The 25,755-nt window shown below is 56.7% G+C and carries 23 protein-coding genes; 5 read left to right on the forward strand and 18 right to left on the reverse strand.

Going from position 1 to position 25,755, the window contains the following annotated elements:
• Window positions 1–45 precede the first annotated feature (45 nt).
• The 9 genes from C2U68_RS09415 to putA all read right to left on the reverse strand — a co-directional run bounded on the left by C2U68_RS09415 (window position 46) and on the right by putA (window position 13,646).
• On the reverse strand, window positions 46–1,419 hold the full coding sequence (locus tag C2U68_RS09415) for an autotransporter outer membrane beta-barrel domain-containing protein (protein WP_140912233.1): 1,374 nt from the start codon (window positions 1,417–1,419) through the stop codon (window positions 46–48).
• A gap of 125 nt (window positions 1,420–1,544) precedes the next feature.
• Window positions 1,545–2,972: a two-component system sensor histidine kinase CreC gene (creC, locus tag C2U68_RS09420; protein ID WP_140912234.1), complete on the reverse strand. Its 1,428-nt coding sequence runs from the start codon at window positions 2,970–2,972 to the stop codon at window positions 1,545–1,547.
• Window positions 2,969–3,655, reverse strand: coding sequence for a two-component system response regulator CreB (gene creB, locus C2U68_RS09425; RefSeq protein WP_140912235.1), 687 nt, complete (start codon window positions 3,653–3,655; stop codon window positions 2,969–2,971). Before creB ends, creC begins: the two co-directional genes overlap by 4 nt.
• Complete coding sequence (locus C2U68_RS09430) at window positions 3,655–4,071, reverse strand: DUF350 domain-containing protein (RefSeq protein ID WP_140912236.1); 417 nt, start codon at window positions 4,069–4,071, stop codon at window positions 3,655–3,657. The genes creB and C2U68_RS09430 overlap by 1 nt, the downstream gene beginning before the upstream one ends.
• Window positions 4,072–4,073: 2 nt before the next feature.
• Window positions 4,074–5,204 (reverse strand): glutathionylspermidine synthase family protein, encoded by a 1,131-nt coding sequence (locus C2U68_RS09435; RefSeq protein WP_140912237.1) that lies wholly within the window; start codon window positions 5,202–5,204, stop codon window positions 4,074–4,076.
• Between the two features lies 1 nt (window position 5,205).
• Window positions 5,206–6,387, reverse strand: coding sequence for a hypothetical protein (locus C2U68_RS09440; protein WP_140912238.1), 1,182 nt, complete (start codon window positions 6,385–6,387; stop codon window positions 5,206–5,208).
• A 106-nt stretch (window positions 6,388–6,493) separates the two neighbouring features.
• Complete coding sequence (locus tag C2U68_RS09445) at window positions 6,494–9,760, reverse strand: EAL domain-containing protein (RefSeq protein WP_140912239.1); 3,267 nt, start codon at window positions 9,758–9,760, stop codon at window positions 6,494–6,496.
• Complete coding sequence (locus tag C2U68_RS09450) at window positions 9,753–10,409, reverse strand: biliverdin-producing heme oxygenase (protein ID WP_140912240.1); 657 nt, start codon at window positions 10,407–10,409, stop codon at window positions 9,753–9,755. Before C2U68_RS09450 ends, C2U68_RS09445 begins: the two co-directional genes overlap by 8 nt.
• 126 nt (window positions 10,410–10,535) lie before the next feature.
• Complete coding sequence (gene putA, locus C2U68_RS09455; protein WP_140912241.1) at window positions 10,536–13,646, reverse strand: bifunctional proline dehydrogenase/L-glutamate gamma-semialdehyde dehydrogenase PutA; 3,111 nt, start codon at window positions 13,644–13,646, stop codon at window positions 10,536–10,538.
• Between the two features lie 165 nt (window positions 13,647–13,811).
• Between putA and C2U68_RS09460 the strand changes: the two genes are divergently transcribed.
• Entirely contained in the window at window positions 13,812–15,176 is a 1,365-nt protein-coding gene (locus C2U68_RS09460) for a type VI secretion system contractile sheath domain-containing protein (protein WP_140912242.1), read from the forward strand.
• 102 nt (window positions 15,177–15,278) lie between these two features.
• Here C2U68_RS09460 and C2U68_RS09465 read toward each other — a convergent pair whose 3' ends face one another.
• On the reverse strand, window positions 15,279–15,893 hold the full coding sequence (locus tag C2U68_RS09465; protein ID WP_140912243.1) for a polymorphic toxin type 4 domain-containing protein: 615 nt from the start codon (window positions 15,891–15,893) through the stop codon (window positions 15,279–15,281).
• A gap of 381 nt (window positions 15,894–16,274) precedes the next feature.
• Between C2U68_RS09465 and C2U68_RS09470 the strand changes: the two genes are divergently transcribed.
• Window positions 16,275–16,922: a hypothetical protein gene (locus C2U68_RS09470; protein ID WP_140912244.1), complete on the forward strand. Its 648-nt coding sequence runs from the start codon at window positions 16,275–16,277 to the stop codon at window positions 16,920–16,922.
• Between the two features lie 248 nt (window positions 16,923–17,170).
• Here C2U68_RS09470 and C2U68_RS09475 read toward each other — a convergent pair whose 3' ends face one another.
• The 3 genes from C2U68_RS09475 to C2U68_RS09485 form a co-directional block, all read right to left on the reverse strand.
• Window positions 17,171–17,587: a hypothetical protein gene (locus C2U68_RS09475; RefSeq protein WP_140912245.1), complete on the reverse strand. Its 417-nt coding sequence runs from the start codon at window positions 17,585–17,587 to the stop codon at window positions 17,171–17,173.
• Window positions 17,588–17,842: 255 nt separating this feature from the next.
• Complete coding sequence (locus C2U68_RS09480) at window positions 17,843–18,115, reverse strand: hypothetical protein (protein WP_140912246.1); 273 nt, start codon at window positions 18,113–18,115, stop codon at window positions 17,843–17,845.
• A gap of 49 nt (window positions 18,116–18,164) precedes the next feature.
• Window positions 18,165–18,845, reverse strand: a complete 681-nt coding sequence (locus C2U68_RS09485) for an SDR family NAD(P)-dependent oxidoreductase (RefSeq protein ID WP_140912247.1) — start codon at window positions 18,843–18,845, stop codon at window positions 18,165–18,167.
• A gap of 331 nt (window positions 18,846–19,176) precedes the next feature.
• Here C2U68_RS09485 and C2U68_RS21575 point away from each other — a divergent pair, with 331 nt between their 5' ends.
• A complete protein-coding gene (locus C2U68_RS21575; RefSeq protein ID WP_260839281.1) occupies window positions 19,177–19,305 on the forward strand; it encodes a hypothetical protein in 129 nt (42 codons plus the stop codon).
• A gap of 361 nt (window positions 19,306–19,666) precedes the next feature.
• Here the strand turns inward: C2U68_RS21575 and C2U68_RS09490 are convergent, their stop codons facing one another.
• The 5 genes from C2U68_RS09490 to C2U68_RS09510 all read right to left on the reverse strand — a co-directional run bounded on the left by C2U68_RS09490 (window position 19,667) and on the right by C2U68_RS09510 (window position 23,956).
• Complete coding sequence (locus C2U68_RS09490; RefSeq protein WP_140912248.1) at window positions 19,667–20,170, reverse strand: hypothetical protein; 504 nt, start codon at window positions 20,168–20,170, stop codon at window positions 19,667–19,669.
• Entirely contained in the window at window positions 20,167–21,555 is a 1,389-nt protein-coding gene (locus C2U68_RS09495) for an AAA family ATPase (protein WP_140912249.1), read from the reverse strand. The genes C2U68_RS09490 and C2U68_RS09495 overlap by 4 nt, the downstream gene beginning before the upstream one ends.
• A gap of 329 nt (window positions 21,556–21,884) precedes the next feature.
• Window positions 21,885–23,081 (reverse strand): iron-containing alcohol dehydrogenase, encoded by a 1,197-nt coding sequence (locus C2U68_RS09500; protein ID WP_140912250.1) that lies wholly within the window; start codon window positions 23,079–23,081, stop codon window positions 21,885–21,887.
• A gap of 2 nt (window positions 23,082–23,083) precedes the next feature.
• Window positions 23,084–23,380: an antibiotic biosynthesis monooxygenase gene (locus tag C2U68_RS09505; protein WP_140912251.1), complete on the reverse strand. Its 297-nt coding sequence runs from the start codon at window positions 23,378–23,380 to the stop codon at window positions 23,084–23,086.
• A 180-nt stretch (window positions 23,381–23,560) separates the two neighbouring features.
• Window positions 23,561–23,956, reverse strand: coding sequence for a CBS domain-containing protein (locus C2U68_RS09510; RefSeq protein ID WP_140912252.1), 396 nt, complete (start codon window positions 23,954–23,956; stop codon window positions 23,561–23,563).
• 225 nt (window positions 23,957–24,181) lie between these two features.
• Between C2U68_RS09510 and C2U68_RS09515 the strand changes: the two genes are divergently transcribed.
• Both C2U68_RS09515 and C2U68_RS09520 read left to right on the forward strand, forming a co-directional pair.
• Window positions 24,182–25,405 (forward strand): right-handed parallel beta-helix repeat-containing protein, encoded by a 1,224-nt coding sequence (locus tag C2U68_RS09515; RefSeq protein WP_140912253.1) that lies wholly within the window; start codon window positions 24,182–24,184, stop codon window positions 25,403–25,405.
• 71 nt (window positions 25,406–25,476) lie between these two features.
• Window positions 25,477–25,743, forward strand: a complete 267-nt coding sequence (locus tag C2U68_RS09520; protein WP_140912254.1) for a hypothetical protein — start codon at window positions 25,477–25,479, stop codon at window positions 25,741–25,743.
• Window positions 25,744–25,755 lie beyond the last annotated feature (12 nt).

A 25,755-nucleotide genomic window follows, 5' to 3' on the forward strand; every position in this document is an offset into this window, starting at 1 on the left:
GCGGAACTGAATTTCAGCAAAGCACCAGGCCTGTGTCCCGTTTTGTTACAAGCCCAGGCGGATGCCGATGGTCCCGATGTAATTGTCGAAATAGGCGTGGCCGAGCAAAGCGTCGAAATTGGCGTAAGCCTGCCAGCCGTTGGGCATTACCGCGACCAGGCCGCCGCCGACATGGAAAAAATCCCGGTCGGGCCGGTCGGTTTGGAAACCGAACGTGGTCGGCAGCGCGCGGAAATCTTGCGCGAATTGCACGTAAATCGTGCGCTGGCCGTTGTCGTATTCGTGGGTCCAATCGGCGTTGACCTGCGGCACCAATACACCCCACGAGGTACTGATTGCATACGATGCCTGGGCGCCGACGCTGGATTGCACCGAGGTCAGCCGGTCCGCCAGATAGCGCAGTTCCAGGCCGGAGCTACCCTGCTCGCTATACGCGTCCATCGCCGCGTGGCGGTAGCGGACCGTGGCGCGGGGACCGAGAGTCAAACCGCCTAGCGTCAAGTCGTAGCCGGTAGACAGATTGCCCTCGAATTGGTCGGCACCGGGCGTTCCGCTGATCGCACCGCCGAAATTGGTGTTGTCTTCGCGCAAGTAATCGCGGCGATTGGCGTTGCTGCCGTCTTTGCGCAGGTATTGAAATGACAGGTCGGCGAAAAAGCCTTGCCAGGGAAACAAGGAGGCGAACAAGGTCGGCCCGTAGGAGTCGGTGTCGAAGCCGCCACCGTTAAGCTGGTCGCCGTGCCAGCGCGAGTAATTGACCGCCAACCCGGCCACGGCCCAGTCGGTCGGCATGGTGTCGAGACCCAGGCTGAAGCCAGCCTCGTTGGAGACATATCCCCGCTCCAATTCGGTTTGGCGCCGATCCAATGCTCGGTAATCGGCGTTGAAAAACAGATTCACGCCGGGTAACAAGGCCATCTCGCCGTCCCCGGCAGCACCGCCCTTGGCGACATCCTGGCCGGCGTCCGCTTGGCCGCGGCGTTTTTTCAGGACGAGATCGGCTTGGCCGAGGGCGGAAAACGCCGCGCCGGCAGCCGAACTTCCCGCCGCGCCGCCACCGGGCGCACCGCCTGGCGGCGGCGGATTCCCGGCCGGGATGGTGCCGCATAAACTGGCCAATTGCGGACCGAAATTCAACGGCTGCTGACCGCCGCCCGTCTGGCGCGGCGAACTGCCCACCAATTGCGCGCAACCGAGTTGGTTGCCGTCCTTGGCCAGCAGCGCGCGAATCTGTTGATCCAACGACGCGGCGTCAGCCGGGATGGTGGCGACCGCCAACAGCCCAACGGCGGCCAACCGATACGGATTTTTCAATAAAGGCGGTTCATTGGCGCGGCAAACAGCCGCCGAACCGTTGAAGGCAATCGACCGCGCGTCCGCGCGTCCACTCGGTTGCGGCATCAGTTTGGAATGCTTCATCTGGTCTGACTTTCCGGGTTGCAAGGGTTAGGCCCAGCCGAATTCGCTGCGGCAATGGTCGAGAATAATAGCGAATTATGTGATGCGGATAACATATTTTTCAAGGATTCGCCGGCCCGGCAGCACTAAGCCGCGGGGAAACTCAAAACCGCCTTCGCCCCGCCGCCCTCGGCGTTGCCGACCTCGATTTCGCCGCCGTGCAACACGGCCACTTCGCGGACGAAGGCCAGACCCAGACCGGTGCTTTTGCGGCCGGTATCCGGCCGCGGCAGCGAGTAAAAACGTTCGAACAGGCGCGGCAAGGCATAATCGGGGATGCCCGGACCGTGGTCGCGGATACACAAGTGCGCGCGCTGGTTTTCGCTGCGGCCATCGATTTCGATCAGCGAGCCGGCCGGGGCGAAGGCGATGGCGTTATCCAGCAGATTGGACAAGGCTTGGCGCAACAGGAATTCCTCGCCCAGCACCGGCAACTCCCCGGCACACTCGAAGGCGACGCCGAGCTGCCGTTGCGCCAGCGGCGCGGCTTTTTCGGCGGCGACGGCTTGCGCCAACGCGGCCAAATCCAGCCGCTTGGGTTCGGCCAACTGCTGGCGTTGCTCCAACGCCGCCAATCCCAACAGGCGTTCGATCAATTGGTCCAGCCGTTCCGCCTGCTCGCGGGCGTTGCCGGCAAAGCGGCGGCGCTCGGCGTCGGGCAACGGGTCTTCCAGCAATTCCGCCGCACCGCGGATTGCCGCCAGCGGGCTCTTCATTTCGTGGGTCAGAGTTTGCACATAGCGTTCGACGTATTGCTTGCCTTCCAACTCGCGGCGCATCGTTTCCAGGGTTTGGGCCAAGGTCGCCAATTCCACGCTGTGCAATTTCGGCGGCGTGGCTTTGCCGCCGGAGGTCACGGCACGGGCGTAAGCCACCAACAAATCGATCGCCCGGGTCAAACGCCAGTTGAACACCGCGCCGAACAACAGCGCGCCGCCGAACAACCACAGCGCACCGCGCTGGACCGCGGCCTTCCCGGCCTCGACGATGGGTTGCAGCAACGCGGTCGGATAAGCCACCGTGACGACGCCGATCAATTTTTCGCCGTCGCGCACCGGCGCCGCCACATGCATGGTCGAACTGCGCTTGTCGTCGGGGTCCGATTGACTGGAACGGGCGCCGTAGCGGCCTTGCAAGGTCAGATAAACGTCGTTCCAGCGCGCGTAATTTTCGCCGAGCGCGCTGCCGGCCGAATCGAAGCGGACGATGCCGGCGGCATCGGTGACGTACACCCGGTAATCCAGACTTTGTTTCGGAAAGCCGAATATCGTCGCCGACACCGGCCGCTTGCTGTAGCGCCGCACCGCGTCGGCGAATTGGCCGTCGGCAATCGCCCCCCGTGCCAGATCGGGTGCCGCGAGTTCGGCCAGCAGGTTGGCGGTGTCGACCAGGCTGGCCTCCAGCGCCATGCGCACGCCGGGGCTGATTTGCTTGACCACCAGCAGCAACACCAATTGCCCGGTGACCGCGACCAGCAGGAAATAGCCCAAAAACAGCCGTACCGACAATTTCATCGGCTTTCCAGGCTGTAGCCCAGGCCGCGATGGGTACGGATCGGATCGGCGTCGGCGATGGCGCGCAGTTTGGCGCGCAAGGTTTTGATATGGGTATCGACGGTGCGATCGAACACGTCGCCCGGATCGCGCCAGACCCGTTCCAGCAGTTGCTCGCGCGAAAAAATCCGCGTCGGGTGTTCGATCAGCAGTTTCAATAGCAAATATTCGTAGCGAGTCAGTTCCAGCAAGCGGCCGCAATAACGGATGCGACCGGCCTGGCCGTCCAGCTCGAAATCGGCGTTACCCGGCTGGATCGGCGCCGGCTGCATCCGGCGCAGGATGGCGCCGACCCGCGCCGCCACTTCGCGCGGGCTGAACGGCTTGGTCACATAATCGTCGGCACCGATTTCCAGGCCGACGATGCGGTCGATCTCGTCGCCGTGCGCGGTCAAAAACATCACCGGTATTTGCGAAAACCGGCGCAATTGCCGGCACAACTCGAAGCCGGAGCCGTCCGGCAAACCGACATCCAGGATCGCCAGCGCAAACGACTCGGCTTGCAAGCGGGCCAAGCCGGTTTGCAGCAAATCGGCATGCTCGGGCTGATAACCGTTTTGGCGCAGCGCGTAAATCAAAGTATCGGCAATTGCCGGTTCGTCCTCAACGATCAAAATCCGCTGCGGCCCAATCGACTCGGCCATCAGTAACTCATGCAGGCGGCGCTCAGTACCCCGGCCGCCAGCGAAAACCCGGCCAATACCACCGCCGGACCGATTTCGTCGCCGGCGATGCGTTCGCATAAATCGGCAAAAGCCAGACGCACGCCGACGAACACCAAGGTTTGAACGAAAAAGGCGACTCCGGCCCAGATCAGCATGTCGGTAAAGGAAACGCTGTTGGCAATCGCCCCGGCCAAGGCCAGCGCAAACCCGAGCACGGCACCGGTGAAGGCCAGCGCCGGCGCGGTTTTACCGGCGCGGATCAATTTGAACTCGGCATACGGCGTGATCTGCAAATAGCAAAAACCGAACAGCGCGCTGAGCGCGACAGCCGCCAGAAAATGCAAAACAAAGCCGTTGGCTGCGGCCGCTAACTCGGCTAAATCGATGGTGGGCATAATCAGTCCTCGACGAAAAAATGCGGTACGAACCGGCTATTGTTGCCGGTGATTTCGGTTTTGTCCTCGCGAATGCCGATACCGGCCGGCTGGCCGGCGACGACCCAGGAACCGATCACCGGATAGTTGCCGGCGAACTCGGGCAGCGGCGTATAACGCTGGTAGATATAGCCGTCGTCGCCGTACAGGCCGGCGGACTCGACGACGCTGCTGCCGCGGCGGATTTCGATGTTAGCGCCTTCGCGCGAATACAGCGGCTTGCGTACAAAGTCGCCGAGCATGGGCTTATCGGCGAAGCTGGCCGGCAGCAAGTTGGGGTGGCCTTCGAACAATTCCCACAAGATCGGCAGAATGCCTTTGTTGCTGAGGATTTGCTTCCAGGCCGGCTCCAGCAGGCTCGGATTGGCTTTGGGCAGATAGGGGCCGAATTCCTCGCGCAGCAGCCATTCCCAGGGGTACAGTTTGAATAGACTCCGAATCGGCCGATCCTGCAAATCAACGAATTGTTGCGCCGCCGCCTGCCAGCCGATGTCTTCGATCGCCAGCCAATGTGGGCGAATACCGGCCTGCAACGCAGTGTCCATCAAATAGGCGACATTGCCGGCATCTTCGTCGCTGTCGGCGACGCCGGCAAAATAGACCTCGGCGTGGCTGTGCCGATAGCCTTGCCAGAAGGCGATCAGTTTTTCGTGGATGGAATTGAACTGATCGGCCTGCGGGAAACAATCGGTCAGCCAGAACCATTGCACGACGGCCGCCTCCGGCAACGCGGTCGGCGTGTCGGCATTGTATTCCAGCAATTTCGGCGGCCCGCTGCCGTCCCAGGCCAGATCGAAGCGGCCGAACAAACTCGGGTCGCCGCGTTCCCAGGATGCGGTCAGATAGGGCGCGGCCCAACGCGGAATCCGCAGCCGCTCGAACCAATCGCGACGGATCACTTGTTCGACAGCTTGCAAACAAAGTCGATGCAGTTCGGCGGTGGCGTCGTCCAGCACGTCGATCTGGCTGCGGCTGAAGCGGTAGCAGGCCGATTCGTCCCAATAAACGGCGCCGTCTATGGTATGGAAATTCATGCCGACCGCTTCCAGCCGTTGCCGCCAGTCGGCGCGCGCTTGCCGTTCCAGGCGTTGCATCTCAGCCGCCGAAAAAGCCGTGCGAACCGCCGAACGAGCCGAAACCGCCGCGGCGGGTGCCGCTGTGGCCGTCGTCGCTGCCGCCGCGGTAACTGGAACCGGAACCGCCGCCGTGGCCGCCGCTATGGCTGTTGTCGCATTCGACCGGATTGCCGTTGGCGTCGGTGCAATCCTGCCGAATTTTGAAATCGCCGGGCTGGCCGGCGTAACCGGCCAAGGACAGGCTGCCGAGCAAAGCCAGCGAGACCTGCAGCGAGCGGCGCGGAATCGGCGGCACGCTTTGACCTTCCGGGGCCACTTGCAACAACTGCTCCCAATCCGACAGCCGCGGATAGAAATCGCGATGGTAAACGCCGCCGACCAACAACAGCATGTAAAAATCCAGTTTGTTGCCGGTTAACAGGCACAGCGGCAAACCCAGCCAGGCTACGCCGTTCGCCAGCAAGGCCGAGCGTAAGGCCAGGCTTTGGCCGCGCTGTACGCGCTGGTTGTAATTGCGCTCGGCCAACGGCAGGCGGGCTTGCAGACGCAACAGCGGATAGGCAGCCAACGCTGCCGCAACGAACAATACCCGAATCGGCCAAATCGACGCCGCCGGCGCATAACCGTTGAAGACCGGGTAATGCCAGGACAGGTAAGTGGCGTAGACGACATACACCAACAAGTACAAGATGGTCAGGATGGTAATGAAACGAAAGCTGGCCACCGCCTTTTCGAACTCGACGCAAGCCGCGCTATTGCTGCTCGGCGCCCGCATAAAATCGCCGATCCGGTAAATATTGCGCCGGTAGGAATCCAGCCACAGTCGGTGCTCTTCCGACAGATAACTACCGTTTACAGTGACCGATTCGCGGCTATTTTTGTCGGTGCCGTGAAAAAAATACAGCGATTCGATGCCGTCTTGTTTGTTTTGTTTTAAGGCCAGAGAGTGGGTCGGAATTGCGGTTTCTCCAAACCAACCGCGCTTGACAATTTTATCGGGGTAGAACGTGAACCAACGCGTATTCAGAATCTGGCCGCACCATCTGAACACATACACACTAAACAGTACAAAACTCACTTCCAACAAATAAAAGTTACTGCTCAAACCCACCCAAACCAGCACTAACGCCAGGGGCAAGCCCAAACACAAAACCAACAGCTTTTTCCAAAAGCGATAGGTGACGGTCAGTTTTTTATTCAAAGACGGCGGCATGGCTGGCGAGGGTTAATAAAGTCGGGTAAGCATAGTTGCGAGATCGCAATTTGTCCGCCATCCGCAACCCGACACAGGCAGGCGCTCCGTCTGCTCAGGCCTGCGGCAAACCGCCGCGCAACAGGGCCTCGAAATCGGCGATCGGCATCGGCTTGCCGAACAAATAACCTTGAAACGCATCGCAACCGTGCTGCTCCAGAAAGGAACGCTGCGCACCGGTTTCGACCCCCTCGGCAATCACATCCATCCCCAGATTTTTCGCCATCGCGATGATGGTTTGCACGATCACGGTATCGTCGGGGTTTTCTAAAATGTCCCGGATAAAACTCTGGTCGATTTTCAATTGCGCAATCGGCAGCTTGCGCAGATTGGACAGGGACGAATTGCCGGTACCGAAATCGTCCATCGCAAAGCAGACGCCGAAATCGCGTAGCGCATGCATTTTGACGATGGTGTCGTCGATGTCGTCCAGTACCAAACTTTCGGTCAATTCCAATTTCAAATGACCGGGTTTGATTGCCGCATCCCTGACGATACGCACCACCTTGCCGACAAAATCGGCCTGGCGAAATTGTCTGGGGCTGACATTCACCGCCAATTGCAAATGCCGGGTATTGGGATTGGCTTCCCAGCGTTTTAACTGCCGGCATGCCGTTTCCAACACCCATTGGCCGATCGGAGTAATCAAACCGATTTCCTCCGCCAACGGGATGAAATCCTTCGGTGGAATCAAGCCGGATTCCGGATGCAGACAACGAATCAGCACTTCGGCGCCGGATACCTCATGGTTTTTACCGACCTGGGGTTGGTAATGCAGCAGAAACCGGTTTTCGGCCAAGGCCCGGTGTAACTCGGCTTCCAATCGCATTCTGGAGTTAATATTGGCCTGCATTTGCGGATCGAAAAAGCGCACGGTGTTTTTGCCGGCCTTCTTGGCTTGGTACATCGCAATATCGGCCTGCTTCAACAAGGCCTCGATATCGAATTCGTGGTCGCGGAATAATACGGCGCCGATGCTGGGCGAGTTTCTGTATTCGTGTTCTTTCAACAAATAAGGCTTGGTCAGCCTTACCAGAATCTTGTTGGCAACGATCTCGGTTTGCGCCGAAGCATCGAGTTTGTCGTCACCCAGTTCGCTCAACATCACCACAAACTCGTCGCCGCCGAGACGGGCCACCGTATCGCCCTCGCGCACGCAACCCGACAAGCGCCGGCCGACTTGTTGCAGGAGCAGATCGCCCATATCGTGGCCCAGCGTGTCGTTCAACATCTTGAAATTATCCAGATCGATAAACAACAACGCCCCCGGTCGGCCGCTGCGAGAACTGATCGCCAAACAGTGCTTCAAGCGGTCTTGCAATAGCCGCCGATTCGGTAATCCGGTTAAAGCGTCGTAGAACGCCAAACGTTCGATTTCTTCGGAGGCGGCTTTCAACTGGCTGATGTCGATGAAGCTGGCGACATAGTTTTTTAGATTGCCCTCCTGGTCCGTGACCGCGGAGATGGCCAAATGGATCGGGAACAAACGGCCGTCGATGGACCGGAGAATCGTTTCCCCTTCCCAGGCCCCATCGGCCTCGACCGCATCCCACATCGCGGCGTAATCGCTAATCCGCTGTATATCCAGTTGTAAATCGCGCGGATTCTTACCGACCACGAATTCCGCCGGGTAGCCGGTAATCCGGGAAAAAGCCCGGTTCACCCGCAAGATATTGTGGGCGGAGTCCAGCACCAAAATGCCTTCCTGCGACTCGAACGCCGTCGCCGCGATTCGCAGCTCCGCATCCAGCAAACGCTGCGCCTTCAAGGCCTGGTCCAGCCGGCTTTTTTGGGCCAGCCCCTCGGGCAGCGTTATCGCCAGCATATTCGCCACACCCAACTCGACGTGGGTCCAGGGTGCGCTGCGGCCGCGCCATAACTCGCTCCAAACCTCGAAAGACTTGCGCGGCGTCAGCCGATAACCGCCGGCCTCGTCCGCTACCAGACCTTTCTCGGCATGACCGGCCCAGTTCACCGTGCGCGGCTTTTCCACCCGAAACCAGACAATCCCGTTTCGGACACCTCCGGACAACGGGGTACACAGTACACCGGAGGCGATATCCCGGTAGTTCATCGCCGGCGGAAAATGTTGCTCCAGATGGTCGCAACTGAACGAGCTGGTGCCGGACTTGCCGCTCAACCATTGCAACAGGCCGTCCAGTTGTTCGGAATCGGGCGTCAGGCCGTGGCAATGGCGCTTGCCTTCGACCAAGGCAACGACCCCGTCGGCATGCAACAACTGCATCAACTCAGGCAGCAAGCGCTGCAAAATGGTCTCTTCCTGACTGGTAAAGATGTAGTTCAGCAGTTCGCCGATCAAGTGGTTAGCGCTCGTGACGTGACGGTGCTGTTCTACCGCTTCTATGCCCGAAAGCTTGGCCGAGGTCATCCGGCTGATAAAGGTCACGGCCTCGCGTTCGGCCAGCGACACCTGCTTCGGCGCGTGGTGATGGCAGGCAATCAGCCCCCACAGCCGGCCATTTTGCATGATCGATACCACCATGGAGGCGCTTACGCCGATATTGCGCAGGTATTGGATATGGATCGGCGACAAGCAACGCAGAGCGGAATAAGTCATATCCAGCGGTTCGGCCGCCAAGGGATTCAGCGCCGGTAGCAACGGCACCGGGTCCGCCTCGATATCCGCAACGACGCGCACCAGATTCAGCGTGTACAAACGCCGCGCCTGAGCGGGTATATCACTGGCCGGAAAATGCAAACCCAAATAGGAAGGTGCGGTTTCGATCCGGCTTTGGCTGATCACTTCGCCGTTCCATTCGGAATCGAAGCGGTAAACCATCACACTATCGTAGCCGCACAGCGTCCGCACCAGGATCGCCACCTGATCGAAATAGCGTAAGTATTCGCGGTCGGTATCGATATGCAACAGGACGTCCTGCATCTGCAACAACAATTCCGCCAAGCGGGTTTCTTTATGATCGGTCTGATCCGCCATCAATTCGACGGCAAAACCACCGTTGCTCAGATAGACATGCGCCTGTAGCTCCCGCGAGGCCCCGGCCACGACCACGCTGAGTTTGCCGGCCGCCGTGTCGCGGCCAAGTGCGACCTCGGTCAATGCCTGCAATTGCTCCGCTGCCCTGGCGCCGCCTAAATCGGCAAATGTCAGACCCAATGCCTGTTCGGCAGACACCTCGAAAATCTGGTCCAGATTCACGCTGGCTTGGACGATTTGCAGCGCCGATGCCGGATCGAGCACCAACAGCACACCGTGCGGCTGAATCTGGCCGATCTGGTGGATGGGCTCGGAAGCACATTTCTGCAATGCCTGCTCCAGTTGCTCGCGGGTAATGTTAGTCATGGTTGCCACTCCCGCTCCCGAACTCCGCCACTAACGCGAGATCGAACTGTTGTTTAAAAAAAGCGAATATCCGTTTGGCGGCAAGCTGCGCCGCTGTGACTTGTGCGGTGTCGGCGGCAATCGATTCGGCAAAATCGATAAAGCCGCGCCACATGCTTGTGGTGGCGGCGCCGTAACCGGCATAAAAACGGGCGCCGGCATCGGCCGATAGCCCCAAATTTTGACCGAGACACTTGGCAATCATTTGGCCGCCCAACGTGGACCCTTCGACCACGTAAAGCGCGCCGACGTAGTCGCCAATGCTGTCAATTTGCGGAAGCGGCAAATCGGCGGGTTTCAGCAAGGCCGAGTCAATCCCGAAGTGATCTAAATCGGCTTGCAACCACGACAGTTTGGCCCTGGCCACATAATCCAAACCGGCAAGTTGACGCTTGGAAAATGCGGCGAGGCCAGGCTCCAAACCGGCGTAAGTCCGAAATAATGCCTGCAGTAACAATTGGTATGTGGCTAAAGCATAGTCCGGTCTAACCAATCCCGCCAATAAAGCATGCCGGTTTAGCTGGTCGTGTTGCATCCCGGTCGCATCGCGCAGCAAAGCACGTACGCCACCCTGGTCGTTGGAACCTGATTGCGGATTGGTTACGTTCATTTGTGAGCATGCCTAGTGCTAAGTGCGTAAGAGTTATCCTACAAATATACCATTCATTTCCAACCCTTCCAGGGTGATCCCCAGACATTAAACGCTACCGTATAGCGCCAGACCGAAGCGGCGCCGTCAGCCGCGGTTCTGCAACAAGCCGGGATTGCCGCCGATCGCGGCGGTGTTGATACTGACGGTTTGCTCGACCGCAAACCGCAATAGGTAATTCGGCCCGCCAGCCTTCGGCCCGGTGCCGGACAAACCCATCCCGCCGAACGGCTGCACCCCGACGACCGCCCCGATCATATTGCGATTGATGTACAAATTGCCGACTCTGGCGTGCCGCGCCACGTATTGCATCGTCGATTCCAGCCGGGTATGCAGCCCCAAGGTCAGGCCGTAACCGCTGGCGTTGATGGCGTCGACCACCTGCTCCAACTCGCCGCTGCGGTAACTGACAATGTGTAGAATCGGCCCGAACACCTCTCGCTCCAGCACGGAGAGGCTTGGAATCCGCACCAAAGTCGGCGAAAAAAAATAGCCGGCCGCACACTGTTCAGGCAGCGGGACCCGGAACAGCACACTGCCGACCTCCGCCAGGTATTGCATGTGTCGATGCAATGCAGCCAAGGCGGCAGCGTCGATGATCGGACCAACGTCGGTCTCGAACTCCCACGGCGAGCCCAGCCGCAACAAGCGCATCGCGCCGATCAGGCGCTCGCTCACTGCCTCGCAGGTCTCCTCCGGCAGAAACAGCACCCGCAACGCCGAACAGCGCTGGCCGGCACTATTGAAGGCCGATTGCACCGCGTCCCGCACCAGCTGCTCCGTGTGCGCGGAACTGTCCGCCAGCATCGCGTTGAGTCCGCCGGTTTCGGCGATCAGCGTCGCAATCGGCCCCGGCCGCAGGCTCAATTGGCGGTTAATCAGATTGGCGGTTTCTACCGACCCGGTAAAGGCAACGCCGACCACGCGCGGGTCACTTAGTAGCTGCCGGCCGATGCCCTCGCCGTCGCCCGGCAGCAACTGCAACACCGGCTTCGGCACGCCGGCCCGGTGCAATAGCCTGACCGCAGCCATGGCCGTCAACGCAGTTTGTTCGGCCGGTTTGGCGATCACGCTATTGCCGGCCAGCAAGGCCGCGGCAATTTGGCCGACGAAAATCGCCAGCGGAAAATTCCACGGGCTGATACAAACGAATACGCCGCGGCCGCGATAACTGAACCTATTGTCCTCGCCGGTCGGGCCCGGCAGCGGCTGCGCCTGGCCGAACAAGGCTAAGGCATTGGCGGCATAGTAACGGCACAAATCGACCGCCTCGCGCAATTCGGCCAAGGCATCGCTCAAGGTGCGACCACCCTCGCGGATGCATAATGCCAGCAATTCGCTGCGGTGGCGCTCGAATAAATCGGCCACCGTTTGCAGGCAAGCGGCGCGTTCGACCACGGGTTGTAAGCACCAACGCTTGAATGCCGGCTCGGCGCTGGCCAATGCGGCGTCGATCTCGGCCGCGCTACTGGCCAATACTTGGCCGACCACTGCGCCCCGATCGAACGGGCTGTAAACCGGCTGGCCGCTACCGCTTATCCGCTTGCCGTCGACCAGCGGACAGGCCTGCCAGACAGTTGCGGCGTATCGGTCCAGTTCGCTGCGCAGATGCTGAAGGACGGATGGATCGCTCAAATTAGTACCGGCGGAGTTGCGCCGCTGCGGGGCAAACAGGTCCGGCGGCGCTACCAAATTCGGACCGGCCGCGACCTGCAAAAGCTCGGCCGGATCCATGGCCAATTGCGCGGCCGGAATCTGCGGATTCTCGACCTGATTGACGAACGAACTGTTGGCGCCGTTCTCCAACAAACGCCGGACCAGATAAGGTAACAAGTCGCGATGGGCCCCGACCGGGGCGTAAACCCGGCAGGCCAATTCCGACCCGGATTGTGCGAGCAGCGTGTCGTACAGCGCTTCGCCCATGCCGTGCAGGCGTTGAAATTCATAGCCGGGATGCGCGGCGCCGGCCAAGGCCCGACTCGCCGCCACGCTGTGAGCGTTATGGGTGGCAAACTGGCCGAAAAAACAATCCGGCCGCGCCAAAATCGCCTGGGCGCAAGCCAGATAGGACAAATCGGTCGCCGCTTTACGGGTGAACACCGGGTAATCGTCCCAGCCGGCCTCTTGGGCTCGTTTGATTTCGCTGTCCCAATACGCACCTTTCACCAACCTGATCGGAATCCGGCGCTTGCCGCAAACGGCCAACGCCGCCAGCCATTCGACCAATGCCAATGCCCGCTTTTGGTAGGCCTGTACCGCCAGCCCGAAACCCGACCAGCCGGCCAATGCCGGGTCGTTAAATACCGCAGCGAAAATGTCCAACGACATTTCCAGACGCTCCGCCTCTTCGGCATCGACCGTCAGACCGATATTCGCCGCCCTGGCCTGCTTGGCCAGATTCAACAGCTTTACGCTGATCGCCGCGACCGCATGGCCTTGCTGCAACACTTCGTAGCGCGGACACAAGGCGGACAATTTGACCGAGATGCCCGGATTGCGCAACAAACTGCCGCCCGCAACAGTTGCCAGCACGGCTATGGCCTCGGCGTAGCCGGCGTAATAGCGCTCGGCGTCGGCGTCCGTCAGCGCCGCCTCGCCGAGCATATCGAACGAATACAGGTATTGCGGACACTGGCGAGCCCGGTCCAAGGCCGAACCGATATCCTCGGCGATGACGAAATGTTCTGCCAAGATGCGCATGGCCTGGGCGACCGCAGCGCGCAGCAAGGGCTCCCCCAGCCGCTCCAGCAGCGCCGCGGCCAGGTTTAACTCGGAATCGGCACGCTGAATCAAGCGCTCCATGCTGCCGCCAAGTGCCAAACCGCCGCTGGCGAGGTTAATCAGCCAGGAATCGCTGTGTCCCCAATGCCGGCGCCAATCGCCGCCGGCCAGTTTGTCCTGCAGAAACCGGTTTTGGGTGGCCGGGTCCGGGATGCGCAGCAATGCCTCGGCCAAGGCCATCAATTGCAGGCCTTCATTGCTCTGCAAACCGTATTCCTGCAAAAAATCCTGGAACAAATCGGCGCCGCTTTGCCGGTTACGCACCTCGGTAATCAAGCGTTCGGCATCGGCGCTGACCGCCTGCCGGCTGTAATCGGCCAGCGCAGCTTGCAGCTCGGCGACCAGTTCGGCCTCCGCAAGCGTGTAAGATCGGCGCATCCGCGCCCTCAGCCCGTCCAGCTCCTGTTCCGCCTGCATCGCCCGCCTCCCGGATTGTTTTGGTCAAATCGATGTCTCCGTACTATGACACTCCCCGCCGGGCCCGATTGTCAATCGGCTGATAAGGCCGACCCGGAGCGGCTTGTTGGATCGAACCGGGTCTGCTACTTTTGCCCGACACAGCCAATTTAACCAGGAGACGTTATGGCCGGCGGAATCGATTTCACGATGGGGTTTCAAACACGAGGCGCGCCACGCAAAAGCTCCGGCGACGACGGCTACCGGATCTACATCCTGGGCAATTTCTCCGGCCGTAACGCGCCGCCCTGGCCGCAACGGCCGATTCGAAAAATCGACGTCGATAACTTCGAACAGGTGATGCGGCAAATCGCGCCCAGCATCGCTCTCGGCCCCGATTCGGTTTTGGAGTTTACCGCCGTTGAAGATTTCCACCCGGACGCCTGGATCGGCAAAATCAAGCTGTTGGCAGACCTGCAACAATTGCAGCGGGAATTGAACAATCCGCATACGGCCGAAGCAGCGGCCGCCAAAATCCGCGCCTTCTTCCCGGCGACGGCCCCAGCCCCGGCCGCCACCGAAACCGCCGACGAAAGCCAGGCAGACCTGTTGGAACGCCTGCTGGGCAAACGACCCGAAGCCGCGGCGGCCACCGACTCGGTGGAGCAAATGATCCGCGGCATCGTCGCCCCGCACGTGGCAAAGTCGGTTAGCGCCGAACACCAGGCATTGGCGTCGGTGGTGACGGCGACCGTCTCGCAGTTCGTCGCCACGCTGTTGCACAGCGCCGATTTTCAAGGCCTGGAAGCGCTGTGGCTCGCGTTGCGCGATCTGCTAAACGAAGACCATGCCGAACGGCAGCAACTGTTTCTGTTGGATATCGGCCAGGACGAATTGGCGCAAGCGGCCCAAACCGAACCGGATATCCTGAAACAAAAGCTGACGGCGCATCTGCAGACAGCCGACGGCGAACAACCGCTACTGTTACTGGGCAATTACCAATTCAACGCCGACAGCCAGGACCGCGCGGCGCTGCGCTATTGCAGCGAACTGGCCGCACATTGCCACGGCAGTTTTCTGGCCGGCGCCGGGCACGAACTGGCGGCGGCCCTACTCGACCCGGATTCCACGCCGAGCCAACAATGGCCGGAGATCTGCCGGGCGGTCGGCGGCGAGCGCTTGATCCTGGCCTATCCCGGCGTACTGCAACGCCTGCCTTACGGCGCCAAGCGCGACCCGCTGCAAAGCCTGGATTTTGAAGAATGCGCGCTGCCGCCCGATCCGGCGGAACTACTGTGGAGCAACCCGGCCTTTCTCGCCGCCCGCTTCCTGATCAGAGCCGAACACGCCACCGACGAACACACCGGCTTTTTCGGCGACGTACCGGCGTTCAGTTACCCGCTGGAAGGCGAAAGCGTGCTGCAAGCGGCGACCGAAACGGTATTAACCGAAAAACAGGCCCGCCAACTCTGGGACCGCGGCCTGATGCCGGTCGTCAGTTTCCGCCAGCGGCGGGGCGTGAAATTATTGGATGCGGCGGCGTTGGTTTGACGCCGGCTGAACAGAGCTCGAGGCGCGTCGCAATATCCAACGGATAGAACGAATCCCATAATCTTTAGGCCAGACCGGCGCTTTAAAGCCTGCCGGGCCGATTCAAAATTTTGGCAATTCGACGGTAGGCAACCTAACCTTGGGCACCTTGCCGGGACTCGGCGGCGTTAATTCCAAAATGATTTTGCAGCCCAAAAGTTTTACCCGCGACTTGGGGCAAACCATGCCCGACGGACATTGAATAATCTGGTAACTGACACGTTTAAGAAAATCGGCGCGAGTCAAAGTAGCGCTGCTCCAACCATAGTATCGGGCCAGATAAGCGTTATTCCAACTGGTTGCGGTTGCCCGTAGTTTGACCTGCCCGGCCGCCGCGCTACGTAAAATATCCAGCCAGCTTTCGAGTAAATGGTTTTGATAAGTTTGATTCATCTCGACCGGAGCCCACAAAATGCCGGCACCGGATTCGTCACCAAAGCGTGGTGCCCATAGATGAGCCAACTCCCACTGATCGCTAAAACCGAGTTCATAACGTTGAAAATAATCGGTACGGCCCTGCAGGTTTTTCCGCTTAATAGGCGACTTAAGCCAACCAACAATTTCGAAAACATTACCCTCGCTTTCGGCAGCGCTGGCGTATTTTGCGACACTGATAATGCCACCGGTGCCGGCCGTTTTACGCTCGGCGTGGAGCAGATTACCTGTAAATTCGATCATAACGACTAATCTCAAAATGCCATTTCAATTTGAATTAAAGTTTAGCGCAATATCACTTCAAATGACATACCGGAATACCCGATGAAAGCTCACACCCCGCCCGGAATTCACGACTGGGTAAATCAAGTTAAACACTAGTCATATTCGCCCTTTTACCAATCGATTGAGCGAAATGTCTACTTGTTAAATTGGGCAGAAATCGATGGGAATTTTTATCAGTTTGAGTAATCGAAAACAATACAGCGCCCGTTAGCCATTACGATTATGGCCTTGCTAACGGAGCATACGCTGGTAGAATGAGATTTGTAAAATTAAGCACATCAATATCAAAAATTATCAAGCAACACTACAATTTTAATAAAAAATAAAAGGTAGGAAAACATGAAAACAATAAACGCCATTTTATTATTGGGAGGATCAATATTATTAACCTCCTGCGCCGGCATTAAAAAAGAAGAGCCTCAAATAAGTGATTCAAAAGCTAACAAATCAGTTCAACAAGTCATAGACGAGTTAGGTTTAGTCTATGTCGAAGAAGGTGCAAACTCGATTATTACCTACGACGAAGTGAATGCCGCACAACAAGCTTGGTGTGATGCCTTGGTAAAAATAGGAAAATTAAAGGAAGAAGGAGGAGATTATAAGGCGTATGCCGAAAAAGTTCTGTCAGACGCCTATAACTACGATTACGGAAAAGTGTTTTTTAAGCCTACTTTGGCTTTCGGTGACCAAACATTTAGAAATAACAAAAAAGGCGCATTGGCCTATTTCGTTGGTGGCGATCCTGATTATCCTAACGACAAAGGTTTCGCCCTTCAGCCTTGGGTCAAAGCTCGATACGATAACGCAGGCAATAATAATGAAGGTATACAGATATACGGCTCTGTCGCCATAACCATGGGTAATGTATGGGTCACCGACAAGACCGGAAAAGAAGTAATGGTAGATAAAACCTGGGTTTTCAAAAAAGGTAAAGACGGTAAACTTAGAATTATTGTCCATAAATCGGCCTTACCTTATTCACCGTAACAACTTAGCCTTATTATCATCGTGTATTTCGGTCCGTGGCGTTTTCGCGCAAGTAAAACGCCGGATGGTTTCGATGTTTTGGCGGATGGTAGCCATCGCTACCAATCCGCCTTACCGTCTTCGGTGGGAATCCATACCGTTTTATGAAGGCTTAATCCATTTCCGCGCCGGAGCTTGGGAATAATAAAGACCGCCTCCGACAGACATTATGCCAATCGCATCAAATTAACCATCCGGCACCCAGGTAATTACTTTTCAGCTCGCTGACAAAATAATATTGCATCTCGCCAGTCCAAACCCTTGCCTACCGCTTGTTGGAAACAATCGACGGTGTTTTTTGCGTTATTGGCGCCTGCACAGAGATTGATGATATTTTGCCAATCCCAACTGATCCCTTTGCCCCAGTTTACTCTGCCGTCCAGCACACTGAGATAGCAGGCGCCGGGCTCGGCCGGCTTGGTAGTCCCGGCACAAAGTTGTTTGATGTTTTTTGGGTCCCAATTCATATTCTTCTCGTCATTCCAAGGTATTTTGCCTTGAACCGAGTTGAAGCATTCCGTCTCGTGATCGCTAGCTTGGGCGGATATTGGAGTAAAAGATAGCGTTATTAAACTAACAGCGACCGCCAATTTTATTAATCGGCATTGGGTAATTGATGTTTTCATGTATCACTCCCGGCAATTCTTAATTATGATGGAAAGGTAATCAAATAATAACGTCATATTTTCAATGAAAAGCCGCGAAATACTCCGGCTATTTCGTTCTGATTGACGCAATTGAATATTCCATGAAAACAAAATTTGTCGAGTATCTGAAAATTTATTAATACCTGTTTTTTAAACATCCAAAAATATCGGCGCAAACATGCAGCCAAGCTCAACCGCTTGACTGATAAACGCTAAATCAAAATCTATTTTGATTCAGCGCATCGTTCCAAAAATAGCGGGCCAGTTCACTACCGGAAAACCGAGCCAGCGAAAACTCTTCAATATCGACCGATATTCGAGATTATGCGACACGTCTGGCTCGTGGTAGCAAATCTCGTCCGGCGAGGTTTTAGCGCTTGCCGACTCATTGCCTTCACGTCGCGGTGAGAAATGAGCGCAAAGTCTATGCCTTCCCCCTTGCAGCAACCGTTCCAGCGCTGCCCAATTTTCGCCGCCGATGACGACGGTGTGATAAGACTTGTTCATGATGCCTCCCACTTGATCGGCAGATTCATACTCAGTCCTGTGTTGATCATCACGATTTTATGGCGGAAATGCCGCCGTCGACATGCTGGATTTGCCCGGTGATCCAGCGCGCCTTATCCGACAGCAAAAACAAAGCCATTTGCGCAATGTCCTCCGCCTCGCCCAGACGTTTCAGGGGATGGCGGCCTGCCGCAGCCTGCCTCTTGGCGTCTTCTTTGAGTAAATTGGCTGCCAACGGCGTGTCGGTCAGTGAGGGCGCTATGGCGTTGACTCTAATTTTCGGCGCCCATTCGGCCGCCAACGCCCGAGTCAGCCCTTCAACCGCGCCTTTGGCCGCCGACACCGAAGTATGAAAAGGAAAACCGGTTTGTACGGCCACGGAACTGAACAACACCACCGACGCCGCTTCCGCCGCTTGCAGATTTGCCTGATACCGCTGCAGACACCGCACCGCCCCGATCAGATTGAGCTGCATATCGGCGACAAACTCCTCGGGTTGGATGCGGGCAAAAGGTTTCAGGTTGATGCTGCCTGGACAATAAACCAGGCCGTTCAGGGCACCGTCGATATCGGGAAGTGGATCGCTCGAAACATCGCAGCGGTGATGGGCGAAAACATCCGCAACGGTGTCGGCGCGCGATAAGGAATGAACCTCGAAATCCGCCTTCCCCAACCGCGCAATAGCGGCGCCGATTCCGCTGCTGGCTCCTACAATCAAAACTCTACGCATCGCCACCCCTCGATTGAAGCGTTAATTTCCGTGGAGGTGGGGTACTAGCGATTTGTTGTTGTATGCGCTGTGACAGACTAAGTTTTTCGATCGCTAGTCCCCATGCTCGGAAGGCTACCGCGGCGATTCGCTTAGTCAATTCAATCGGAAAAACCAGGTTGAGAGCTTAGCCCCGCAAAGGCGGAGGCGGGTTCGGCCCCGAACCCGTTGGCCATGCGCCCTGGATTTGCAAACCTCGACTACCGACGATGGATTGCGGCAGCCGAATCAAACTCGCCGCGGCAAAATCTGCTCAATCTCCCTATCGGTCAACACGATCGGATTAGCCTGCATGCCGCCGCCGGTTGGCGACGATGTGGGAGAAGTCGGCTGCGGGGATGCCGTAGACGCCGCGGCGGTCAAATGGCAGGGTATCGCGGGCTTGTTGATCGTCCAGAACCGTAGGACGTTTTCGCGATAGCAAAACCGGGGGGGCCTGTCGCTACTGCTCCGAATACGCCTTACGGCCTTGAAGCCGGCCGGTACGGGGCACAAGGCTCGTCACAATATCCGATGGATATAACGAATTCCATAATCTGTAGGCCAGAATAAGCCGAACGGCGTTTCTGGCGATTTAAAGCCCGCCGGAAACGCTAACGCTTATTCCGGCCTACTGGGCTGGGGAGGTCGAGGTTTTGGCGGATTGTCGCTACCGCTCCGAATCCGTCTTACGGCCTAAACGGCATTGGGATACGCATCGCATACCATTAAAATGACGTTATGGTGGCGAAAGCCAGAAGGTACGCGGTGCGTACCTACTTGGCTTAGAAGTACTCTTGTGGCTAACGCAATTTACGCTTTGTCAACTGAGCCAAATCATACGTCTGATCTTCCGGAAGTCGAATTGGAATGAGCCTGTGATTGAATTTATCCTCCCATTCTTCCACTCTTGGCCGATTGATATTTGCTTTCTCGGAGACGATTGCAACCGCGCATTTCCTACTCGGATTGCCAGCTTGGCACAAAACTTTATAAACCCAGTGTTCAATTGTTGTTTCGAGTTGTTTCAAAGCGGTCGGATAATTGTTACCTTTAAGCTCAACTAAAAACGCATACCGTTTTCCAGATTGCTCGTAAAAGTACAAACAATCGCAACGCGCTCCAATGGAAATCAAGCCAGAGGATCCATTGTTTTTGGTTTGATCGTCGACTCGAATTTTCATAGCGCTACCATTCCCTGAAGGCGACAATTTAACACCTTTACCTTTCTCCTGAAAAAACAAACTATCGTGTTCGCAATCCAATTTATCTAGTATGCCGAGGGATTCTCGAACTTTTACTATCATTTTCTATGCTCCCATTCGATATCGCGCATAGTTTGATAAAGATCATTGATTCGATCGAAAGGTTCAGTAAATTCAGCTTCATCAATTAAACCAGATTCCAACAAAATATCTTTAACTAAGCCATCTCGACCAAAGTGGTAAGCATGCACCGGCTTATCAATCGCTATCAAATCCGGATATTCAGTTTTAAGTTGACTGACTTCTTCATCTTCAGGAAAATTTTTTATCAAATTACTGAATTTAATTAAATTATTTACGCAGGAGAGGATATAAGGACTGTGAGTAATAAGAATTAACTGGAGACCTTGATTAACGGCTTCAGCCAGACCACTGATTAAACTTCTTTGTGCTTCAGGATGTAAGTGTGACTCTGGTTCATCAATAATCACCAAACTATTCGGCTGGACCCAATGCCAAAAACCAAGCAATAACGGCGATGTTTCGGTTACCATTGAAGAGGCGAGATGTAATCTAATCTTACCGGAAGCAAGATCGCTATTGATATGGAACTTAAAATCTAGCAGCGAACCACCTTCTGGTTGTTCAATCACAATTCGGTCATTGTTGTACAAGCGTTTTTGCAAATTAACACCAATTTTTGATAACGAACTGTTCGTTGACACATCCAAATCATATAATCGGCCAAGAAAATCTTCCGTGGGCTTGTCGAATCGAATTAACTTTCCAGCCTTACGCGTCTGAACACCTTTGCTAGCCAATAGAAGCTTATCGGAAACATTTTCTAAGCCAACGGATTCATCGGCCCTAGCACGGTAGATTTCTTTATAGGTCAGCATAAAATTTGAGCGTGCAGCAGGAAAATAATCAGCAAGTCCTCCTCCCACTCCCCAAAACAAGTGCCATAACAATGCAAATGGTACTGATTCAGGCGATATATCATTCCGAGGTGTTAATAAAGTTGTACTGGCTTGCGCATTTAGCCATGAATTAACTTGTTCAATAGCTAAGTCAATTATATTCCGTAACTTATCATCAGATAGCTCAGGGATATTTGAGTAGAAAATTAATGTATCAGAAAAAATATTACTGTCGTCATTAAAAAAATCCGCCAATTGTTCCTTAAATAATTCTGCATGCAAATTAGCCAAATCAGACAATATCTTCCGCAAATCGACTGGTTTAAGCTGCTGTAAATCAGAAAAAGCATCTTGAAAAGTTGACAGACTTTTCCCAAAAACCATTTGATAAAACCGATCGGCATTTTTGAAAAAACTGCCTGTTATAGTTTCATGTCTCTGCAAGCCATAAAGCACTTTCGCCAAATAACTTTTACCGGTACCGTTGGGACCGACAAACATTGTCAATCCGCCCAACTCAATGGTAGCGTCTTTGATCGCACCTAAATTCTTTATAGTAACTGTCATTTCTATCTCGAAAAATAAGTTTCATCCCTAACAGGCTGGTGAAATACTCTTTTTACAACCAATCAAACCGATATTTAGGGCCGTAGGCTGGGTAGAGCAACGCGAAACCCAGCAGACGTCTTGAAACAACCGGGTTTCTTTGCATTCAAACTACTGTTTTATTATAACGAAACTTATCCGCTTCGAAGCTAGGTTTCATTATCATTCAACCCAGCCTACTTCTGCAAACCCAGCATCGGCCTAATATCAAATCGCGGACATTAATAAAATCAGAGCGACTGACGTTTAAGGGTCCGCAACCAGCCGACCAATTCCACTCCGAATTTTAATCAAACCCTTCTCGCCAAGATCTCCTCAATCTCCGCATCCGTCAACACAATCGGATTGGTCTGCATGCTGCTGCCGCGGGCATTGGCGACGATTTGGGGGAAGTCGGCTGCGGCGATGCCGTAGGCGCCGAGGCGGTCCAGTTGCAGAGTATCGCTCCATTCGGCCAACAGTGCGATCAAGGCGTCGCGGGCTGGTTGGTCGTCCAGGCCGGGTTCGCCGCTCAGCAGGCGGCCGACTTGGGCGTATTTGTTCAGGGCCGGACTGGCCGGCTCGCGGGTTTGCAGCGCGCGGATGTTGACTGCGGTGGCGGCGGCAACCAGCGTGCCGCAGACCACGCCGTGCGGGATGGGGAAGAAGGCGCCGAGCGGCGAAGCCAGACCGTGTACCGAACCCAAACCGACTTGCGCCAGCGTGATGCCGGACAATAACGCCGCGTAAGCCATCGCCGCCCTGCCCTCGCCGGCTTCCGGCTCCACACCGCGCCAGGCCGGGAAGAAGCCGTCTTTGACCGCCTGCATGCCGCTCCAGGCCAGCGCGTCGGTAAGCGGATTGGCCTTGGCCGAAACATAGGACTCCAGCAATTGGGTCAACGCATCCATGCCGTCGGCGGCGATCAGTTCCGGCGCGCAGGTAGCCAATAAGTCCGGATCGAGGATGGCGTATTCCGGCACCAGGCATTCGTCGCGAAACGATTTTTTGAAGCCTTCCGGACCTTGCACGCTGAGCACCGCATTCTTGGTCGCCTCGCTGCCGGTGCCGGCAGTGGTCGGCACGGCGATGAACGGCGTGCTGGGGCCGCGATAGGTTTGGTTGCGGCCGACGCCTTCCAGATAATCCATCACCGAGTCGCCGCTGGGCAGCAGGCCGGCAATGGCTTTGGCCGCATCCAACACACTGCCGCCGCCGATGGCGACGACGACTTCGATATTCTCACTGCGAAAGCGGCCGACCGTGTCGTCGATCAATTGCGGCGACGGTTCGCCGGACACCGTGCTGTGCCGCCATTCGACGCCTTGCCCGGCCAGCGCCTCGGTAAAACTTTGCCAACGCGGCGTGCCGAAAAACGACTGTTTGCCGGTCACCAACAAAGCCTTGCGGCCGTAACCGGCAATTAAAGCCGGGGCTTCGTTTAGGCGGCCGCGGCCGAACAAAATCCGCGGCAGGCGGGCGATGTAAAACGGCTTGAAACTCTGCATGCTTAAGCCTCCGGAAACAAGGCTTTGTAGGGCACGCCCTGACGCGGCTGGGCCATCCAGTCGGCGACCGTGTCGCGCCAGGTCAGATAGTGCGCAGTCTGTTTGTGCGCCGCCGCGCCTTCGGCCGTGGCATAGACTTCGTACAAGATAAACTGGCTGGGGTTGTCCGGCACTTGCAGTACATCGAAGCGGCGGTTGCCGGCTTCCTGCACTGACGCTAAATGGTTCAAACGAGTGGCGGCGATGAAGTCGTCGATATGTTCGGGTCTGACGTGAACGTGGACTAAAGTGACATGCATAACAGGATCTAAGTTATCGGTTAATCGGATTTGTCGCGCTGGGCCGAGCCGGCTTCTACAAGCCTGTCCGTACCTGGCCTGCTTGGGATTTGCTCGGTTTCGGCGAACACGCCGGTACCGGAACCTTCGGCCCAGGCCGCTGCGGCAACCGCAACGGCCCCGGCTCTTGAATTTTCCGGCCTAGCGCATAGCCAGTAGTGCGCGCAGCACGTCTATCCGGCTGATCATGCCCGCCAATGCCCCGTTTTGCATCACCGGGAAACTGCGGGTGGACGATTCTTGAAACTTGGCAGCAACATCGACCAAACTGTCGTCGCCGTTGACGAGTTGCGGGTCCTTGGTCATGTATTCGCCGACCGTTCCTTCCAAGGTCTGGTTGTAGGCCGAGCCGACGAACACTTTCATGCCGTCTTTTTCGGAAAACACGCCGACCAATTTGCCGCGCTCGTCCACCACCGGCAAACTGGTGATTTTATGGTCCAACAATTTCTTGACGGCCTGAGTAATCTCGGTTTCAGGAGTGACGGTAATCATTTTGGTCGACATGTAATCGACCACCGCAATTTTGGCTAACATGGTAAACCTCCTGCGCTTATTATTGTTGTCGGCAGAATGCCGGCGCCGGCTGAGCAAGCCCGAATCGGCTTCTGTACCGAGAGCGATTATTATCAATATTCGGCCGGGTATCCAGCATTATTACTCGGCCCAAATCGGCCGGCCCTTTTCGCATCGACTCGCCAGCATCGGCGGCATCGATAATCCGGCTGCACGCCGGCCATAACCAGCAGCGGACAGACCCTTATGCCCGAATATCGGCCGCCCGGCCCTTGCCACACGTCTTTCGCTCCGCCGCTGCCGGCAAGGCGTGGCGTAACCGGCCGATTACGACGCGGTGCGGTGCTGGCATGCCTAATTGCCCTGCACGATGCCGCAGCCAAAGATTGGTTTGTCGGGCCGAACCGGCCGCTGCAACGGCCCAGTCAAGCGGCCGCAGTGGCCCAGGACGGCGACACCGTCAATATCGATGCCGGCGTTTACCGGGCCGACGTGGCGGTGTGGCCGCAGCATCGGCTGAGCTTGCGCGGTGTCGGCAGCCTGGCCCGGTTATACGCCGACGGGCAAAGCGCCGAAGCCAAGGCCATCTGGGTGTTGAAAGGCGATGGGATCGAAGTGGCGCAAATCGAATTTGCCGGTGCCGCCTCGCCGGCATTAAACGGCGCCGGCATCCGCTACGAAGGCCGTTCCTTGACCGTCCGCAACTGCCTGTTCCACGACAACCAGATGGGCTTGTTAACCGGCGCGAACCCCGAGCGGGAAGTGACGATAGTGGGCTCAGAATTTCGCGACAACACCGTCGACTACCGGCTGTACGGCAAATTGGGCCACAACGTTTATATCGGCAATATCAAACGCTTTACGTTGCTTAACAGTTACATTCACGACGCCGCGACCGGCCACAACGTCAAATCCCGCGCCCGGCAGAATTTCCTGTTTTACAACCGTATCGGCGACGAAAAACGGGCGTCGAGCTATTTGGTGGATTTGCCGGACGGCGGCGAGAGTTATTTGATCGGCAACCAGCTGTATCAGGCCGCCGACAGCGAGAATCCGGCGATGGTAGCATTCGCCGCCGAACATAACCAGACCGAGCCGCACCCGCTGTATCTGGTGAACAACACGCTGGTCAACGCCAAACCCGGCAGCTACTTTCTACACAATCACAACGTCGCCGCAGCGGTATTGGTCAATAATCTGTTGATCGGCCAGACCTCGACCATCCTCGGCCCGCACCGGCAAGCACATAACCTGTGGGCCGACGGCGAGCGTTTCGGCAACGGCAACCGCTTCGACTATCGCTTGCGAACCGGCGCCGGCGCGATCGACCAAGGTAGCGCTGCCGGGGTTTCCGCAACCGGCGTGGATTTGACGGCCCGATTCGAATATCGCCATCCGCTGGGATTGGTGCCGCGGCCGATTCAAGGCTCGATCGATGCCGGCGCCTACGAGTTCGCCGGCAACCGCTAAAGCCTTTTAAATTACGCGGTTTTTCGGCACAATCGTCCGGTCCATGCACACTACGCCGTGAGGTAACCGTCATGCCGCAACAACGCCGCCTCTCCAGACTAACCCAAGCCCTACTCAGCCTATCGCTGCTGCTCGGCGTCGCCTCGGGGGCGCCGGCTGTAGCGGATCCGGCCAAAACCGGCTACGAGGTCGATGGCCGGACTTCGGCGTCGGTCCTGGCCGCGAAACGCGCTCATACTCCGAGCACACGCGACGAGACCGGTTTGGCGGTGTATTCCGGCATTTTCGTCATCGGCTTGATCATCTTTTTCGCTCAGCTATTGAACGCCAAAAAATAAGCCGCGGCCGGC

It is taken from the genome of Methylomonas koyamae (assembly GCF_006483455.1).
GTDB lineage: Bacteria > Pseudomonadota > Gammaproteobacteria > Methylococcales > Methylomonadaceae > Methylomonas > Methylomonas koyamae_B.

Coding starts and splice junctions, on each gene's coding strand:
- C2U68_RS09480 (WP_140912246.1), bottom strand. CDS start 18,115: ATGAACAAGTCTTATCACACCGTCGTCATCGGCGGCGAAAATTGGGCA.
- C2U68_RS09450 (WP_140912240.1), bottom strand. CDS start 10,409: ATGAACGTAACCAATCCGCAATCAGGTTCCAACGACCAGGGTGGCGTA.
- C2U68_RS09465 (WP_140912243.1), bottom strand. CDS start 15,893: ATGATCGAATTTACAGGTAATCTGCTCCACGCCGAGCGTAAAACGGCC.
- C2U68_RS21575 (WP_260839281.1), top strand. CDS start 19,177: ATGCCGCCGCCGGTTGGCGACGATGTGGGAGAAGTCGGCTGCGGGGAT.
- C2U68_RS09520 (WP_140912254.1), top strand. CDS start 25,477: ATGCCGCAACAACGCCGCCTCTCCAGACTAACCCAAGCCCTACTCAGC.
- creC (WP_140912234.1), bottom strand. CDS start 2,972: ATGAAATTGTCGGTACGGCTGTTTTTGGGCTATTTCCTGCTGGTCGCG.
- C2U68_RS09490 (WP_140912248.1), bottom strand. CDS start 20,170: ATGATAGTAAAAGTTCGAGAATCCCTCGGCATACTAGATAAATTGGAT.
- C2U68_RS09495 (WP_140912249.1), bottom strand. CDS start 21,555: ATGACAGTTACTATAAAGAATTTAGGTGCGATCAAAGACGCTACCATT.
- C2U68_RS09435 (WP_140912237.1), bottom strand. CDS start 5,204: ATGCAACGCCTGGAACGGCAAGCGCGCGCCGACTGGCGGCAACGGCTG.
- C2U68_RS09460 (WP_140912242.1), top strand. CDS start 13,812: ATGGCCGGCGGAATCGATTTCACGATGGGGTTTCAAACACGAGGCGCG.
- C2U68_RS09510 (WP_140912252.1), bottom strand. CDS start 23,956: ATGTTAGCCAAAATTGCGGTGGTCGATTACATGTCGACCAAAATGATT.
- C2U68_RS09505 (WP_140912251.1), bottom strand. CDS start 23,380: ATGCATGTCACTTTAGTCCACGTTCACGTCAGACCCGAACATATCGAC.
- C2U68_RS09475 (WP_140912245.1), bottom strand. CDS start 17,587: ATGAAAACATCAATTACCCAATGCCGATTAATAAAATTGGCGGTCGCT.
- creB (WP_140912235.1), bottom strand. CDS start 3,655: ATGGCCGAGTCGATTGGGCCGCAGCGGATTTTGATCGTTGAGGACGAA.
- putA (WP_140912241.1), bottom strand. CDS start 13,646: ATGCAGGCGGAACAGGAGCTGGACGGGCTGAGGGCGCGGATGCGCCGA.
- C2U68_RS09470 (WP_140912244.1), top strand. CDS start 16,275: ATGAAAACAATAAACGCCATTTTATTATTGGGAGGATCAATATTATTA.
- C2U68_RS09500 (WP_140912250.1), bottom strand. CDS start 23,081: ATGCAGAGTTTCAAGCCGTTTTACATCGCCCGCCTGCCGCGGATTTTG.
- C2U68_RS09485 (WP_140912247.1), bottom strand. CDS start 18,845: ATGCGTAGAGTTTTGATTGTAGGAGCCAGCAGCGGAATCGGCGCCGCT.
- C2U68_RS09515 (WP_140912253.1), top strand. CDS start 24,182: ATGCCCGAATATCGGCCGCCCGGCCCTTGCCACACGTCTTTCGCTCCG.
- C2U68_RS09445 (WP_140912239.1), bottom strand. CDS start 9,760: ATGACTAACATTACCCGCGAGCAACTGGAGCAGGCATTGCAGAAATGT.
- C2U68_RS09415 (WP_140912233.1), bottom strand. CDS start 1,419: ATGAAGCATTCCAAACTGATGCCGCAACCGAGTGGACGCGCGGACGCG.
- C2U68_RS09430 (WP_140912236.1), bottom strand. CDS start 4,071: ATGCCCACCATCGATTTAGCCGAGTTAGCGGCCGCAGCCAACGGCTTT.